The 14,705-nt window shown below is 68.1% G+C and carries 13 protein-coding genes and 4 tRNA genes; 4 read left to right on the top strand and 13 right to left on the bottom strand.

Annotated features, from left to right (window positions below; genetic code table 11):
• Positions 1–133: 133 nt before the first annotated feature.
• The 10 genes from ACSDQ9_RS00965 to ACSDQ9_RS00920 form a co-directional block, all read right to left on the bottom strand.
• Complete coding sequence (locus tag ACSDQ9_RS00965) at positions 134–1,252, bottom strand: ABC transporter ATP-binding protein (protein WP_435142646.1); 1,119 nt, start codon at positions 1,250–1,252, stop codon at positions 134–136.
• Positions 1,249–2,301 carry an ABC transporter ATP-binding protein gene (locus tag ACSDQ9_RS00960; RefSeq protein ID WP_435142645.1) on the bottom strand — a complete coding sequence of 351 codons (1,053 nt, stop codon included), beginning with the start codon at positions 2,299–2,301 and terminating at the stop codon, positions 1,249–1,251. The genes ACSDQ9_RS00965 and ACSDQ9_RS00960 overlap by 4 nt, the downstream gene beginning before the upstream one ends.
• On the bottom strand, positions 2,298–3,149 hold the full coding sequence (locus ACSDQ9_RS00955; protein ID WP_435142643.1) for an ABC transporter permease: 852 nt from the start codon (positions 3,147–3,149) through the stop codon (positions 2,298–2,300). Before ACSDQ9_RS00955 ends, ACSDQ9_RS00960 begins: the two co-directional genes overlap by 4 nt.
• Positions 3,146–4,225, bottom strand: a complete 1,080-nt coding sequence (locus ACSDQ9_RS00950) for an ABC transporter permease (RefSeq protein WP_435142641.1) — start codon at positions 4,223–4,225, stop codon at positions 3,146–3,148. Before ACSDQ9_RS00950 ends, ACSDQ9_RS00955 begins: the two co-directional genes overlap by 4 nt.
• A gap of 114 nt (positions 4,226–4,339) precedes the next feature.
• Positions 4,340–6,232 carry an ABC transporter substrate-binding protein gene (locus ACSDQ9_RS00945; RefSeq protein ID WP_435142639.1) on the bottom strand — a complete coding sequence of 631 codons (1,893 nt, stop codon included), beginning with the start codon at positions 6,230–6,232 and terminating at the stop codon, positions 4,340–4,342.
• A 124-nt stretch (positions 6,233–6,356) separates the two neighbouring features.
• On the bottom strand, positions 6,357–7,538 hold the full coding sequence (locus ACSDQ9_RS00940) for an ROK family protein (RefSeq protein WP_435142637.1): 1,182 nt from the start codon (positions 7,536–7,538) through the stop codon (positions 6,357–6,359).
• Positions 7,539–7,627: 89 nt separating this feature from the next.
• Positions 7,628–8,830 (bottom strand): NAD(P)/FAD-dependent oxidoreductase, encoded by a 1,203-nt coding sequence (locus ACSDQ9_RS00935; protein ID WP_435142635.1) that lies wholly within the window; start codon positions 8,828–8,830, stop codon positions 7,628–7,630.
• Between the two features lie 146 nt (positions 8,831–8,976).
• Positions 8,977–9,048, bottom strand: a tRNA-Val gene (locus ACSDQ9_RS00930).
• A 1-nt stretch (position 9,049) separates the two neighbouring features.
• Positions 9,050–9,120, bottom strand: a tRNA-Cys gene (locus ACSDQ9_RS00925).
• 41 nt (positions 9,121–9,161) lie between these two features.
• Positions 9,162–9,234, bottom strand: a tRNA-Gly gene (locus ACSDQ9_RS00920).
• 167 nt (positions 9,235–9,401) lie between these two features.
• Between ACSDQ9_RS00920 and ACSDQ9_RS00915 the strand changes: the two genes are divergently transcribed.
• From ACSDQ9_RS00915 to ACSDQ9_RS00905, 3 genes are all read left to right on the top strand, one after another.
• Positions 9,402–9,473: transfer RNA gene (locus tag ACSDQ9_RS00915), tRNA-Val, on the top strand.
• Positions 9,474–9,643: 170 nt separating this feature from the next.
• On the top strand, positions 9,644–10,603 hold the full coding sequence (locus tag ACSDQ9_RS00910; protein WP_435142633.1) for a YihY/virulence factor BrkB family protein: 960 nt from the start codon (positions 9,644–9,646) through the stop codon (positions 10,601–10,603).
• Between the two features lie 118 nt (positions 10,604–10,721).
• Entirely contained in the window at positions 10,722–11,537 is an 816-nt protein-coding gene (locus ACSDQ9_RS00905) for a sirohydrochlorin chelatase (protein WP_435142631.1), read from the top strand.
• Between the two features lie 33 nt (positions 11,538–11,570).
• On the opposite strand, the gene ACSDQ9_RS00900 is transcribed toward ACSDQ9_RS00905, so the two are convergent.
• Positions 11,571–12,452, bottom strand: a complete 882-nt coding sequence (locus ACSDQ9_RS00900; protein ID WP_435142629.1) for a PPK2 family polyphosphate kinase — start codon at positions 12,450–12,452, stop codon at positions 11,571–11,573.
• A 17-nt stretch (positions 12,453–12,469) separates the two neighbouring features.
• Here ACSDQ9_RS00900 and msrB point away from each other — a divergent pair, with 17 nt between their 5' ends.
• Complete coding sequence (gene msrB, locus ACSDQ9_RS00895; protein ID WP_435142628.1) at positions 12,470–12,889, top strand: peptide-methionine (R)-S-oxide reductase MsrB; 420 nt, start codon at positions 12,470–12,472, stop codon at positions 12,887–12,889.
• Positions 12,890–12,917: 28 nt separating this feature from the next.
• Here the strand turns inward: msrB and hemQ are convergent, their stop codons facing one another.
• Positions 12,918–13,610: a hydrogen peroxide-dependent heme synthase gene (hemQ, locus tag ACSDQ9_RS00890; RefSeq protein WP_435142626.1), complete on the bottom strand. Its 693-nt coding sequence runs from the start codon at positions 13,608–13,610 to the stop codon at positions 12,918–12,920.
• 9 nt (positions 13,611–13,619) lie between these two features.
• A complete protein-coding gene (hemE, locus tag ACSDQ9_RS00885) occupies positions 13,620–14,696 on the bottom strand; it encodes a uroporphyrinogen decarboxylase (RefSeq protein WP_435142624.1) in 1,077 nt (358 codons plus the stop codon).
• Positions 14,697–14,705 lie beyond the last annotated feature (9 nt).

The following is a 14,705-nucleotide window of genomic DNA, read 5'->3' as shown; positions in this document are numbered from 1 at the left end:
GATCGAACCAAACTTAATGGCCGATCAGTTTCGAGTCGATCCGTCGTGCGCATCCCGGTCGCGACGTGCCTCCCGCACGGCCACCACCGTCCCGGCGATGATCATCAGCACCGAGACGATGATGGCCCCCGTGTCAGCCCACCTGCTCTGCGGCGTGCGGATCGCCGGTCTGATCACCAGCGACAGCACCAGGAAGCCGATCCCCAGCGCGATCATCCCCCGCGCCGCCACCGACGAGTGCGACATGCTTGCCCTCCTGTTCCTTCTGCACGTGGGTGAGCGGTTCGACCCGCTCGGGGAACAGGCACGCGCTGCGGCGCGGCCGGTCACCGGACGACCCCGGGGTCGCCTTCAGCGGCGGCTGCGCCGTGCGGCACTCGGCCTGCACCATCGGGCACCGGTTGGCGAACACGCACCCCTGGTGGGCCGGTGTGCCGATCAGCCGCTCGGCCTTGGTGGTGTCGCGCTCCTTGGCGAGCACGGGATCGGGAATCGGGATCGACTCCAGCAGCATGCGCGTGTACGGGTGGGCCGGCGAGATGATCACCTCGTCGACGGGCCCCTCCTCGACGATGCGACCGAAGAACATCACGGCGATCCGCCCACCACGGGCGAAGTAGCGCACCACGCCGAAGTCGTGGCTGATGAACGCGTACCCGAGACCCCGCTCCTTGCGGAACTTGATCAGCAGGTCGAGGATCGCCACTCGCATCGACACGTCGAGCATGCTGGTGACCTCGTCGGCGACGATCAGGTCAGGTTCGAGGCCGATGGCGCGGGCGATCGAGACCCGCTGCCGCTGGCCGCCCGACAGTTGGTGGGGGTACCGGTTCAGGAAGGCGGGCGTCGCGTCGAGGCCCACCTGCTGCAGCAGGTCGATCATCACCTTCTGCACCGTGCGGTGGGTGGCCAGCTTGTGCCCGAGCAGGCCCGGGGCGAGCGTCCCCGCGAGCGTGAGCCCAGGGTTCAGCGAGCCGTACGGGTCCTGGTGCACCATCTGCACCCGCCGACGCCACTGCCGGTGCTCGCGCCCCTTCAACGACCAGATGTCGGTGCCGTCGAACGCGACCGTGCCCTCGCTGGGCTTGTACAGACCCGAGATCAGGCGACCGAGGGTGGTCTTGCCGCAGCCCGACTCGCCGACGATGGCAACCATCTCGCCCTCGCCGATCTCGAGGTTGACATCGGTCAACACCGGGCGGGGGCTGGTCGGGTAGGAGTGGGTGATGTCGGAGACGGTGAGGTTGCTCACTGGCCCTCCTGGGTCGTGTGGTGGCTGGTGGCGGTCTCGCGGCTGACCACGTGGCAGGCGACCGCGTGGTCACCGCGCACCGTCAGCGTCGGCTCGACCTCGCGGCAGTGGTCCTCGGCAAGGGCACAGCGCGGGGCGAACCGGCACCCGGGCGGCAGCTTCGCCAGGTTGGGCACCTGGCCACCGATCGGCTTCACGGTCAACCCCGCCTCGAGCACGCTCGGGATCGCCCCGATCAGCGCCTGCACGTAGGGGTGGCGGAACTCCCCGGCGAAGATCGACTCCACCTCGCCCACCTCGACCAGTCGGCCGGCGTACATGACGGCCACCTTGGTGGCGAGCTCGGCCACCACGGCGAGGTCGTGGGTCACGAAGATGATCGTCAGGCCGAGATCGCGGTGCAGGTCTTTGAGGATCTCGATCACCATGCGCTGGTTGAGCACGTCGAGCGCCGTGGTGGGCTCGTCGAGAATCAGCAGCGACGGCTTCAGCAACAACGCGACCGCGATGGCGACGCGTTGCTTCATGCCGCCCGACAGCTGGCTCTCGAACGACTTCCAGATGCGATCGGGCTGCAGCTGCACGAGGCTCAGCAGTTCCCGGAAGTAGTCGCGCCCGGCCTGCTTGGTCGCGAACACCTCGGGATGTGCCTCGAGGATGTGGTCGACCTGGGCACCGATGGTGAGCACCGGGTTGAACGCGTTCATGGCGCCCTGGAAGACCATCGACATCTCGGCACCGCGCAACCGGTTGAGCTGGTTCCTCGACATCGAGGTGATCGGCTGTCCCTGGAACTGGATCGTTCCCCGCACCACCTCACCGGGCGGGGGCACGATGCCCATCAGTGCGTAGGCGAGGGTGGACTTGCCGCAGCCCGACTCCCCCACCAGCGCGCACAACTCGCCGCGCTCGAGGGTCAGACTGACCTCTTCCACGGCCTTGACGTGGCCGTCGCCTCGTCCGAACTGCACCGTCAGGTCGTCGACCCGCAACAGCGCGTCGGTGGTGGCCGCTTCAGCGCGGCCGGGCTTGTGAATGGTGGTGGTCATTGAACACGCAGCCTCGGGTTGAAGACGGTGTCGAGCGCGCGCGAGAAGAAGACGAACGCGACCTGCAGGATGACGATGGCGGCCATCGGCGAGAGCAGGTAGAAGACACTGTCGGTGGTGTACAGGGCGCCCTGGGCCATGGCCAGGTTGATCATGATGCCCCAGTTGGTTCCGCTGATCGGCGCGATGCCGAGCATGAACAGACCGACCTGGGCGTAGATGGCGCCGGTGATGGCCAGCAGGAAGTGGATCGCCACGTAGGGGCCGACGTTCGGCAGCAGCTGCCGCCCGATCATGTTGCCCAACGAGACGCCCTGCAGCTTGGCCGCTTCGACGAAGTCGGACGATCTCAGGCTGAGCGCCTGAGAACGAATCGCTCGGGCCAGGCCCGCCCACGCCGTGATCGAGAGCACACAGGCCAGCACGAACGGGTTGGTGGTGCGGATCACGGCCGACAGCACGATGATCAGCGGCAGACCGGGGATCGTCAGGAAGACGTCGGTGACCCGCATGATGATCTGGTCGGTGAGGCCGCCGACATAGCCCGACCAGAGGCCGACGATGACGCCGATCGCCACGGTCACGACCGCCGCCAGCACGCCGACGATCATGATCGGCCGGGTGCCGATGATGATCTGCTCGAAGACGCCCTGCCCGAGTGCGTCGGTGCCCAGCCAGTGCTCGGCCGACGGGGGCAGATAGGCGCGCGTCGGGTCCTGCTCGTCGTCCAAGGTGACGAACATCGGCCCGAAGATGGCCACCAGGATGTAGATCAGCACGATGACGCCGCCGATCAGGGCGGCCACGTCGTGACGCAGGATGCGCCACAGATCAGAGAACCAGCTCATGCGACGGAGCCTCCTGCCGGAATGACTTCGGTGGTCGGGTCGGTGGTCGGATCGTCCGCGCCGTCGTCGCGGCGCTTGCGCGCACCCGGACGGGCGATACGGGGATCAATCAGCGGGTAGAGCAGGTCGACCAGGAAGTTGGTGACGACCACGGTCACGGTGATCAGCAGGAACGTGCCCATCATCAGCGAGTAGTCACGCTGGTTGACCGACTGGATCATGTAGTAGCCGATGCCCGGGTACTGGAAGTAGGTCTCGATGAAGACCGAGCCGCCGAACATGAAGCCGATCGACAGGGCCAGCTGGGTGATCATCGGCAACATCGAGTTGCGCCCGATGTAGGACCGGGTGATCACCCGGTCGGACAGGCCGCGCGACTCTGCGGCGCGCACGTACTCGGCACCGAGCACCGACACCGCCGACCCCTTCATGCCCAGCGCCCAACCACCGAACGAGGTGATCACGTAGGCCAGGATCGGGAGGGCGGCGTGGTGCAACACGCTGATCATGTAGTCGGGGTTGGGCCCGGGTGTCACGTCGACCGAATAGGCACCACCGGTGGGAAAGACCCGCCAGATGCCGGTGAGCGTGTAGAGCAACAGGATGGCGATCAGGTAGCTGGGCACCGCGCTCAGGAAGCTGACGACGAAGGTCATGATGCGCGCACCGATGCTGCTCTGACGGGCGGCCATGGCCTGACCCACCGCACAGCCGATGATGAAGCTGATCAGCAGCGAGACACCGACGATCAGCAGGGTCCAGGGCAGGGCCTCGGCGATGATGGCGACCACGGTCGTTCCCGGATTGGTGAGGGGACGACCCAGGTCACCGCGGGCCACGTTGCCCAGGTACTGCAGGTACTGGGTGCCGACGGGGGCATCGGTCTGCAGGCCGTAGATGGCGTTGATGCGGTTCTGGATCTCGACCTCGGTCAGACCACCCTGCATGCGCAGTTGGGACTCGAGGGCAGCCATCGGGTTGCCCGGCATCAGCCGGATCATGAAGAACGACAGCGAGACGACGATGTAGATGATGACCAGCGACAGAATGAGGCGCTGGAGGATGTACTTGACCATTCAGGTGCACTCCTGAAGTGCGAGGGGGTGGCGGGGCTGGGTCCCGCCCCGCAGGCAGGTGGCCTGCGGGGCGGGACGAGGAAGGGTGTCCTCGAAGGGATCACGCCGAGGTGATCACTTCGGGACGATGTAGCCCTGCTGCATGGCCAGCGAGAGACCGCCGGTCATGTTGTTGGAGATGATGTCCCAGAGCTCGCTCGAACCGTTGTCACCGACCGGGGGCCAGTTGGTGAAGTGCTTGTCGGAGTACGAGAACTGGTACACCTTGGTGGCGTACCACAGGTAGGGCATCTCCTCGTTGACGAGCTGCGCCCAGGCCCAGGTGGCCTTCTTCATCTCGTCGTTCGGGGGAACGGTGCGCTCCTGGTTGGCGATGGTGGTGGGGATGTCGACGTTGCCCATGCCCGGCACCTCCATCTTGGGACCGAAGCCGATACCGCGCTTGCCGGCGTAGTTGCCCTGGCTGGTGAAGTTGTAGCCGGGGCCGAGCAGCGAGGCGTAGTTGCTGATCGGGTTGTTGCCACCGACGAACGCCATGCCGATCTCGAAGTCACCGTTGTGCTGGTCGGCGTCCTGCTGGGCGCCGGAGGTGGCCTTCACCTCGGACTTGATGCCGAACTGGGTCAGTGCCGTCGCGGCCGCGTTGAACGAGGTCACGATGTCAGAGGTGTCGGCATTGACGGTCAGCGTCAGCGTGAACGGCTTGCCGTCGGGCTTCAGCCACTGGTTGCCCTGCTTCTTGAAGCCCTTGCTGGTGAGCAGCTCGGTGGCCTTCTGCGGGTCGACCGGGTAGGGGTTCAGCTGCTTGATCTGGTCGTCGCTCAGGTAGAGCTTGTCCAGCGTCGGCGACAGGCCCGTGGGAACTTCCTTCCACGCGCCACCGGCACCCTCGACGTTGCCGTAGGCGGCCTCGGCCATCTTCTGGCGGGGGATCACGTAGGCGAGGGCCTGGCGGACCTCCTTCTGATCCAGCGGGGCCTTGGCCGAGTTGAACGCCATCATGAAGCCGAAGGCGAGCGGCAGGGCGGTGTTGCTGCCCTCGGTCTCACCCCAGCGCTTCAGGATCGGCGGCGGCAGGTAGACGTTGGAGAAGTCGGCACCATCGCTGAACAGCTGCGGGTAGATCGTCTGGTTCGAGCCGTTCAGGTAGTCGATGCCGGCCACCTGGATCTTGTCGGCACCCCAGAAGGTGGGCGACTTCGACAGCTTCGCCTCCTTGGTGGTGATGTTGTCGAGCTTGAACGGGCCGTTGCCGATCAGCTTGTCGACCTTGAGGGCCGCCAGCTTCTGGAAGGTCTCGCCCATGCGCTTGAACTCGGGCATCTTGGTGGCGCCCTCGGGGTCGTCGAAGGCCTTGCCGAAGTAGGCCTCGGCGTCCTTCTTCAACTCGTCGGTGACGAACTGGCCGTAGACGCTCGAGGGGTACACCACGATGTTCGGCAGGATCGCCAGCTTGGCCAGCGCCATGTCCTGACCCTTGCGGAGGGTGAACTCGACGGTGTGGTCGTCGGTGGCCGTGGCCGACTGGATCGAGCGCCAGAAGCCGTCACCGCGGGTGGCGTTCAGGTAGACCGTGTCGACGAGGTCCTTGCTGGTGACGGGGTTGCCGTCCTCCCACTTGGCGTCGGCGCGCAGGTGAACGACCAGCTTGTCGCCGCTCTCGTCCCACTTCTCGGCCAGCTGGGGCTCGAAGTCGGTCAGCCCGGGCGCCTTGAGGATCGCCAGACGCATGGTGATGAAGTCGTTCTGGATGCCCAGCCCGTTGACGTTGTACGGGTTGAACGACCAGGTGGTGTTCCAGCTGCAGCACGGCGACAGCTTGATGTAACGGTCCGACCCGGCCTTCTGGCCGGGGCTGTTGGGTGCGTTGCTGTTGGTCGAACCCTGACCCGCTGTGCCGGCCGTGCAGGCAGCCATCAGCGACATCAGCACGGCGACGACCACGGCCATGGCCGCGGGCAGTCGTCTGCCCCGCCGTGACCCGCCCCGCGAGATTCCACTCCTCATGGATCCTCCTTGATCCTCGGCGCCCTGTTGCGCCACGAGTCCTGACTATTCCAGCGAGGAGGTCGTTAGTCCCGAACTTGGAGTAAATGTCCAGAAAATGGAACAGGTTCGAGCTCGAGTCAGGTCAGCGCTGCCGTCCCGACAGCCCGCGGGCGTCGGGGCTGACGCGTTCGTCCAGCACCATGGTGGCCGCGCCGAGCGCGATGCCCGACTCGAGCGCCGCCGAGGTCTGCACGTGCACCGGACGAGCCGTGCGCAGCACCGCCCGCTGCGCCAACCGGTCGGCGAGCGGCTCTTCGACGAGACCGCCGTAGTGGGCCCACGAATGCCCACCGATCACGATCTCGGAGACGTCCAGCAGGTCGGACAACGGCGCCAGCCCCTCGGCCAGGTCGTGGGCCAGGGTGGCGAACACCTGGCTGCTGCGCGGGTCGCCGTCGCGAGCCTGGTCGACCAGCGCCGCGAGCAGGGCATCGCGGCCCGCCGGGCTGTTGCTGGCCCTGCGGACGACGTCGTCGCTCAGCGCGCCCACGTCGGCCGCGGCGAAGATCAGGTGCCGCGGGGAGACCCGATGGGCGAACGACCCGGGGATCACGCAGCAGGACAGGTGCGGCCCCGGGGTCTGGATGAGGAAGATGTTGACCTCGCCGAAGTTGTGCGAGACGCCGCGTTGCACCGCTCCCTCGTGGACGAGGCCGAAGCCCAGGCCGGCGCCGAGGTAGGTGTAGAGGAAGTCGGGGGTGGCACCGCCCTGCCGCAACCAGGCCTCTCCGCCGGCCGCGACGATCAGGTCCTTCTCGACCGAGACCGGCAGGCCGATGGCGGCCATCATCAACTCGGCGATCGGCACGTCGCGCCAGCGCTCCAGCAGCGGCGGGTTGATCATCACGCCCCGCTCGGCGTCGATCGGCCCCGGCACCCCGACACCCACGCCCATCACGGGGTCACGATCGGCGACCACCAGCGCGACCGCCCGGGCGATGTCGGCCACGACCACCTGCGGGTCGGCCTCGTCCGCCACCGGCACGACCGTCTGCTCGACCACCTCGCCGGCAAGGTTCACCAGCACGACCGCGATGCTCGCCGGGTCGAGGTGCACACCGACGGCGTACATGCCGTCGGGGTTGAGGCCGAGCATGGTGCGGGGCTTGCCCACACCCTTGATCTCGCGCCCCAACTCCACCGCCAGACCTTGGTCGAGCAGCCGTCGGGTGAGGTTCGAGACCGTCTGTTCCGACAGCGCCGTCAGTTGGGCGATCTCGACGCGACTGATCCCGGCGGTCGTCCGCCGGATGCAGTCGAGCACCACGCGGAGGTTGAAATCCCCCAGTCGCGGCACATTTGAACCACGTTGCATGGGGTCATTGAACCACGGGCTCTGCCGGCCGGCCGGGATCAGGCGGGGCCGCCGACCTCGGACAGCGGCACCGACGGGTCGCGCAGGTGCTCGGTCGCTGGGTGGCCCAGCCACGCCTTCAGCGGGTCCATCGCGTCCCAGTCGTTGGCCTGCATGACGGCCACCACCACGTTCTCCCGCAGCCAGATCGCGGTGAGTTCACGCGTCGCCCGGTCACCCCTCACGACCACGTCGTCGTCGAACGAGCCGTGCCCCGCGTATTCCATGCCGAGGTCGTACTGGTCGGTGAAGAAGTAGGGCTGGCGGGTGTAGGGGGTCTCCTCGCCGGTGATCATCCGGGCGGCATGCTTGCCCTGGCCCACCGCCGCGTCCCAGTGTTCGACCCGCAGACGCCCGTGCTGGGGGTGGGCATGGTTGGCGATGTCGCCGATGGCAAACACGCGCGGGTCGCTGGCGCGCAGGTACGCGTCGACCACTACACCGTCCTCCACGGCGAGCCCGGCAGCCTGGGCGAGCCCGACGTTGGGAGTGGCGCCGATGCCCACGACCACCAGGTCGGGGTGCAGTTCGGTGCCGTCGTCGAGCGTCGCCGTCGTGCCCGCCTCGGTGTGCTTCAGCGAGGCGAGGGTCGCACCGGTGTGCAGGTCGACCCCGTGCTCACGGTGCAGATCGGCGAACACCTGTGCCACCTCGGCACCCAGCACGCGCCGCAGGGGAACCTCGTCGCGGACGACGACGGTGGCCTCTCCCCCGGCCTGTTGCACCGCCGAGGCGACCTCCAACCCGATCCAGCCGCCGCCGATCACCAGCACGTTCTCGGTCAGGTGGTCGGCGATGAGATGGGCGTCCTCGAGGGTACGCAGGTAGGCCACCGGGGCGCCGGAGTCATCGGCGACCCGAAGGCGTCGCGGGGTCGATCCGGTGGCCAGCACCAGGTGGTCGAAGCCCAGCCGGCGGCCGTCGGCGAGCACCACCTCGCCGGCCTCCAGGTCGAGGGCGGTGGCCGTGGTGTCGAGCAGCAGGTCGATGTCGTGCTCGGCGTACCAGTCGGGCTCGTGCACGAAGGCCTTCTGCTCGGCGTCCCGCTTGCCGAGCAGCAGGTCCTTCGACAGCGGCGGCCGCTCGTAGGGTGCGTGCGGCTCGCTGCCGACCAGGGTGATCGATCCGGTGAAGCCTCGCTTGCGCAGTTCCGAGGCGGTGGTGGCGCCGGCGAGTCCGGCACCGACGATGACGACAGACATGGAATCCCCCTTTGAGGTTCCATCCACCCTAGGCTCGGCGCACCGGCGGCAACAGGGGGCGTGCAGAATCCGCGCGCAACACCCCAGGGACATGAAACGTGGCCCTGACAAGACTTTCGCCTTGTCAGGGCCACGTTCCTTCGGGGTGGGCGACACTGGGTTTGAACCAGTGACCTCTTCCGTGTCAGGGAAGCGCGCTACCACTGCGCCAGCCGCCCGAGGTGGAGACGGGATTTGAACCCGTGTACACGGATTTGCAGTCCGTTGCCTCGCCTCTCGGCCACTCCACCAGGAGAATGACCTCAAGCCTGGATGAGTTGAGACCCTTCCGAGCGGACGACGAGATTCGAACTCGCGACCCTCACCTTGGCAAGGTGATGCTCTACCAACTGAGCCACGTCCGCATGCTCCGTGATCTTTGTCCCTGTCGGGGCGCCGTTCTCGGGGCGTTGAGAACACTAGCGGACTCCTGTCGAGGAGTACAAATCGGGCCCCGAACCGGCCCGCCCGGGCTGCCTCCGGGGCCCGATGTGCAAACTCCGAGCGGCTGCGCTACCGTTGCTTCTCGCACGGGCGATTGGCGCAGTGGTAGCGCGCTTCGTTCACACCGAAGAGGTCACTGGTTCGAACCCAGTATCGCCCACCCGTGAGCACGGCCCCCGACCAACCACTTGGTCGGGGGCCGTTCTGCATGCCCACGGGCGGGTCGCCACCGCGGCCGACCGCCCCCGTGGCACCATCGACGGGTCAGCTCTTCCCCGCTGATCCTTCCCCGAAAGTCACCCGTGCATGCTCACCGGATCCGTTGTCGTGATGCCCAGACCCTTGCGTGATCGCCTCGCCCAGCAGGCGCGGCAATCGTCCGTGCTCGCTCCCCTCGCCCAGGCCGCGAAGGTTCCGTGGCGGACGATCCAGGCCGCCCTGCGCTATCGGGTGATGGGGCTGGCGGCCGAGTCGGCCTTCTTCGCCGTGCTGAGCCTGCCCCCGCTGCTGTTCGGTCTGGCCGGCTCGGTGGGTTTCGTCGCGCAGCGCTACAGCGTGCAGTCGGTGGCTGAGTTCAAGACCCGCATCGTCGAGGTGGCCACTCCGTTCCTGACGCAGTCGGCCATCGACCAGGTGCTCGTGCCCACGCTGGACGAAGTGCTCAGTGCGGGCCGCGTCGACGTGATCTCGATCGGCTTCCTGCTGGCCCTGTGGTCGGGGTCGCGCGCCATGAGTGTGTTCGTCGACACCGTCTCGATCATGTACGGCCACGCCGGCAAGCGCGGCATCATCCACGCCCGGGCCCTGAGCTTCGGCATCTACCTCGCCTCCCTGCTGCTGGCCGCCGTGATGCTCCCCCTGGTGCTGGCTGGCCCCAGCCTGGTCACCCGACTGCTGCCCGAACCCCTCACCTGGATCGCCCGGGCGTACTGGCCGACGGTGCTGATCGGATCGACCCTGCTGCTGACCACCCTCTACTGGTGGGCGGTGCCGCTGCGTCGGCGCTGGCGCGCCGACGTGCCCGGAGCCGTGCTGACCCTTGGCCTGTGGCTGGCCGGTTCGTGGGTGCTGCGGTTCGTGCTGGACGAGTCCCTGGGAGGCTCGTCCCTGTACGGACCACTCAGTGCACCGATCGCTCTGCTGCTGTGGCTCTACCTCACGTCGCTCGCCGTTCTGCTGGGCGCTGCCTTCAACGCATCGCTGGAGTCGGTGTGGCCGCACGTGTCGGGGATCAGCGATCGCCAGGCGGAGCAGATCCACGAGGCGGTCGTCGACGGCACCGACGACTGAGCACGAGACAACTGCCCACGATGTGAGACGCACCCTTGCGATCCGTCCACATGGCGAGAAGAGTGGCCATCACACGGCAACGGCGCCGCCCTTCCATTGAACACGGAAAGGCAGATTCATGACTGCTCCGGCCCTGGTTCTCGCTGCTGTCGGCACCGAGGACGCGAACTCTCGCCAGGTGGTGCGCGCCCTGGCCACCCAGATGATGAAGGTGCGGCCCACCGTCCAGGTGCAGCCTGCGCTCGTCGACGAGACCGGCTGCGAGTTGCGCACCGCCGTCGAGCGCCTCGCCCACCTGGGGGCCGACGAGATCGTGCTGGTTGACCTCGACGTCACCAGCGCCGTGGACACCCACCCGCAGTTGGTCGCCAGCCTCGACGACCTGCGGGCCACCTACCCCCTGCTGCGCATGAGCCTGGCTCGCCCGGTGGGGCCGGCGCCGGAACTGCTCAACGTGCTCGACGATCGTCTTCGCACGGCCCTTCGGCTGGCGCGCACCGTCGAACTCGACGCACTCGTGCTGTCGTTGGCCACCGGCGGCGACATTCGCGGGCACGGACTGGTCTCGCGTCGCGCCCGTCAGTGGTCCACGCACCACAAGCTCCCGTGCGTGGTGGCCGTCGCCGACGGCTCGGGCCCCAACGTGGCCCAGGCCATCGGCAGCCTGCGCGGGCAGGGTCGCCGACACATCGCCGTCGGATCCCTGTTCCTCGCCGAGTCGGCCACGTGGTCGTCGCAGGCCGACCTGGCCAGGGCCCACGGAGCCGTCGCCGTCTCGGGCCCCCTGGGCGCGGACGATCGCCTGCTCGACCTGGTGATGGCGCGCTACGCCTACGCGGCCATGGATCTGCTCGACCCCAGCTCCGACGCGCCCCTGCAGAACGTGGAGCTGCACGCCGAGGACGACCTGATCGAGCTGCTCACGCACAGCTGAGGGTCACACCCCCAGCCCTCAGCCCACAGCTCCTCAGCGCAGGGCCTTCAGGGCCTGCTGCTGCTCGGCCACGTCGAACTCGGCAGCCGGCCAGCCGAGGTTGAGCGCCCGCAGGTGCTCCACCAACAGCTGGGCCACGGCCCAGTTGCGGTACCACTTGCGATCTGCGGGCACCACGAACCAGGGCGCGGCGTCGGTGTTCGTCCGCTCGATGGCCTCGCTGGCGGCCACCTGGAAGTCCTGGAACTGTCGCCGGGTGTCGAGATCGCCCGGGTTGTACTTCCAGTACTTCTCGGGATTGGCCAGGCGCTCCTCGAGGCGGGCGTACTGCTCGTCGTAGGAGACGTTGAGCCAGCACTTGATGATGGTGGTTCCCGCGCGGGCGAGCTCGTCCTCGAACTCGTTGATCTGGTCGTACCGGGACTCCCAGGTGCGCTTCTCGATCCACCCGTTGACCCGGGTGACCAGCACGTCCTCGTAGTGCGACCGGTCGAAGATGCCGATCATGCCGTTGCCGGGCAGGGCGTTCTTGATGCGCCACAGGAAGTGGTGGGCGCGTTCCTCGTCGGTGGGTGCCTTGAACGCCTTCAACTGCACCCCCTGCGGGTCGACCATGCCGATGGCCTTGCGGATCACACCACCCTTGCCCGACGTGTCGAGGCCCTGCAGCACCACGAGCACGTTGCGCGTGGGGGCGTCGTCGGCCTTCGAGCCGGCATACAGCCGCTCCTGCAGATCGGAGAGTTCGGGTTCCAGAGCGGCCATGGCGACGTCGGCGTCGTCCTTGCCCGCCCCCGGGTACCCGCGCTTGTCGCGGGCGTCGTGGGTGGCGAGGTCGACCCGGCCCGCCGGAACCCTCAACACCTCACGAAGATTCAGCTCTGCGTTGACACGTGCTGCCTTCTTCTTGCCCATCCGGGCATCATAGGGGCGTGAGTGACTCCTACAGCCCCAAGGTGACCAAGACGTCGGACGAGTGGCGAGCCCAGCTCAGCGATCTGGAGTACCAGGTGCTGCGCGAGAGCGGCACGGAACGGCCCTTCACCGGTGAGTACACCGACACCACCACCGAGGGGGTCTACAGCTGCCGGGCCTGCGGCGCGGAACTGTTCACCTCCACCGAGAAGTTCGAGTCGCACTGCGGGTGGCCGAGCTTCTACGCGCCCTCCGACAACGACGCCATCCGCTACCTGCGCGACGACTCGCTGCCGGGGCGTCCGCGCATCGAGGTGCGCTGCGCAGCCTGCGACTCGCACCTGGGTCACGTCTTCGAGGGCGAGGGTTACGACACCCCGACCGACCAGCGCTACTGCATCAACTCGGTCAGCCTCTCCCTCACCCCGAAGGCCTGAGCTTCGCCCCGAAACCGGGTGAGGGCGGTCAGCCCCAGCTCGCGACGATGTCGGCGAGCTCGCGGCGTCGTCCGGTGAAGAACGGCACCTCTTCGCGGGTGTGTCGACGAGCCTTGGCCGCGCGCAGTTCGCGCATCAGGTCGACGATGCGGTGCAGGTCGTCCGCCTCGAAGGCGAGCAGCCATTCGTAGTCGCCCAGGGCGAAGGCCGAGACGGTGTTCGCGCGCACGTCGGCGTAGTCGCGGGCCAGCATGCCGTGCTCACGCAGCATCTGCCGACGCTCGTCGTCGGGCAGCAGGTACCACTCGTAGGACCGCACGAACGGGTACACGCAGACGTAACCGCGGGGGTCGTCCCCCATCAGGAACGCCGGCACGTGGGTCTTGTTGAACTCCGCCGGACGATGCAGCCCGATCTGCGACCACACCGGCTCGAGCACCCGGCCGAGCGGGCTGCGCCGCAGGGCGAGGTAGGCATCCTGCAGCACCTCGGTCGACTCGGGGGCGCTCCACCACACGAGCAGATCTGCGTCGGCACGGAAGCCGGCCAGGTCGTAGAACCCTCGGACGACCAGTCCGCGGTCGCCGGCGGCCTCTTCGAGCATGCGCAGGGTCTCGGCGACCTCCTCGCCCGAGATCGCCCCGGTGCGCCGGAAGACGGCGTACTGGGTGTAGTGGAGGGCCGCGTTGATGGCCTCGTGATCGGGAGTGGTGTGAGTCATGGTTTCCTCTCAGCCCTGCCGGGCCTCGGCCCGCAGCGCGGGACCCTCGGTGTGGACGAGTTCGACGATGCGGGTGAGCACGCTCGCGTCCGTGGTCGGCGGCACGCCGTGGCCCAGGTTGAAGATGTGGCCCGGGGCGCCGGCCCCGGCACGCACCACCTCACGCACGCGGTCGGCCAGCACCTCCCAGGGGGCGAGCAGCAACGCGGGGTCCAGGTTGCCCTGCACCGCCGCTCGGCCGCCGACGCGACGCGCGGCGACGTCGAGCGGCGTGCGCCAGTCGACCCCGATGACGGCCGGCGAGCCCTCCCCCATCACCTCGGTCATGGCCGGCAGCAGTTCGGTGGTGCCCACGCCGAAATGGATGCGCGGCAGATCGGCCGGCAGTCGGTCGAGCACGGCCCGACTGTGGGGCGCCACGTGGGCCCGGTAGTCGGCCTCGGTGAGCGATCCGGCCCAGGAGTCGAAGAGCTGGACGATCCGCGCGCCGCCTGCGATCTGCTCGGCCAGGAAGGCGAACGACAGGTCCGCCAGCCAGGCGCACAACCGCCGCCACAGGTCGGGTTCGCCGACCATGAAGGCTTTGGCGCGGGCGTGGTCCTTCGAGGGGCCACCCTCGACCAGGTAGCTCGCCAGGGTGAACGGGGCGCCGGCGAACCCGATCAGGGGCACCTGCGGGTCGAGGGCGGCGGTGAGCTGGCGGGCGGCTCGTCCGATGGGCCCGAGCGCCCCGGGGTCGAGCTCGTGGGCCAGCACTCGTTCCAGGCCCCTGGCGTCCCGCACCGGCGAGGCGACCACGGGGCCGGTACCGGGCACGATGTCGAGGTCGATGCCGGCGGCCTTGAGCGGCGCCATGATGTCGGAGAAGAAGACCGCACCGTCGGTCAGGTGGCGGCGCACCGGCTGCAGCGTGATCTCGGTGACCATGTCGGCGTCGAAGCAGCTGTCGAGCATCTGGGTGCCGGCGCGGGTCTCGCGGTACTCAGGCAGCGAGCGGCCGGCCTGCCTCATGAACCACACCGGCAAGCGGTCGAGCTGTCGTTGGTGGGCTGCGGCCAGCAGGGCTGGTTCGACGGATGCGGTCACCCGGACGAT

The sequence above is a fragment of the Aestuariimicrobium soli genome, from assembly GCF_051192575.1.
In the GTDB taxonomy this organism is placed as follows: domain Bacteria; phylum Actinomycetota; class Actinomycetes; order Propionibacteriales; family Propionibacteriaceae; genus Aestuariimicrobium; species Aestuariimicrobium soli.
Note: the sequence above shows the minus strand (reverse complement) of the source record. Positions and strands in the feature narration are given on the sequence as shown.

Bases quoted from the DNA above. Each gene is read 5' to 3' on its own strand.
- ACSDQ9_RS00960 (WP_435142645.1), bottom strand. From the start codon at position 2,301: ATGACCACCACCATTCACAAGCCCGGCCGCGCTGAAGCGGCCACCACC.
- ACSDQ9_RS00955 (WP_435142643.1), bottom strand. From the start codon at position 3,149: ATGAGCTGGTTCTCTGATCTGTGGCGCATCCTGCGTCACGACGTGGCC.
- ACSDQ9_RS00950 (WP_435142641.1), bottom strand. From the start codon at position 4,225: ATGGTCAAGTACATCCTCCAGCGCCTCATTCTGTCGCTGGTCATCATC.
- ACSDQ9_RS00945 (WP_435142639.1), bottom strand. From the start codon at position 6,232: ATGAGGAGTGGAATCTCGCGGGGCGGGTCACGGCGGGGCAGACGACTG.
- ACSDQ9_RS00935 (WP_435142635.1), bottom strand. From the start codon at position 8,830: ATGTCTGTCGTCATCGTCGGTGCCGGACTCGCCGGCGCCACCACCGCC.
- ACSDQ9_RS00910 (WP_435142633.1), top strand. From the start codon at position 9,644: ATGCCCAGACCCTTGCGTGATCGCCTCGCCCAGCAGGCGCGGCAATCG.
- ACSDQ9_RS00905 (WP_435142631.1), top strand. From the start codon at position 10,722: ATGACTGCTCCGGCCCTGGTTCTCGCTGCTGTCGGCACCGAGGACGCG.
- ACSDQ9_RS00900 (WP_435142629.1), bottom strand. From the start codon at position 12,452: ATGGGCAAGAAGAAGGCAGCACGTGTCAACGCAGAGCTGAATCTTCGT.
- hemQ (WP_435142626.1), bottom strand. From the start codon at position 13,610: ATGACTCACACCACTCCCGATCACGAGGCCATCAACGCGGCCCTCCAC.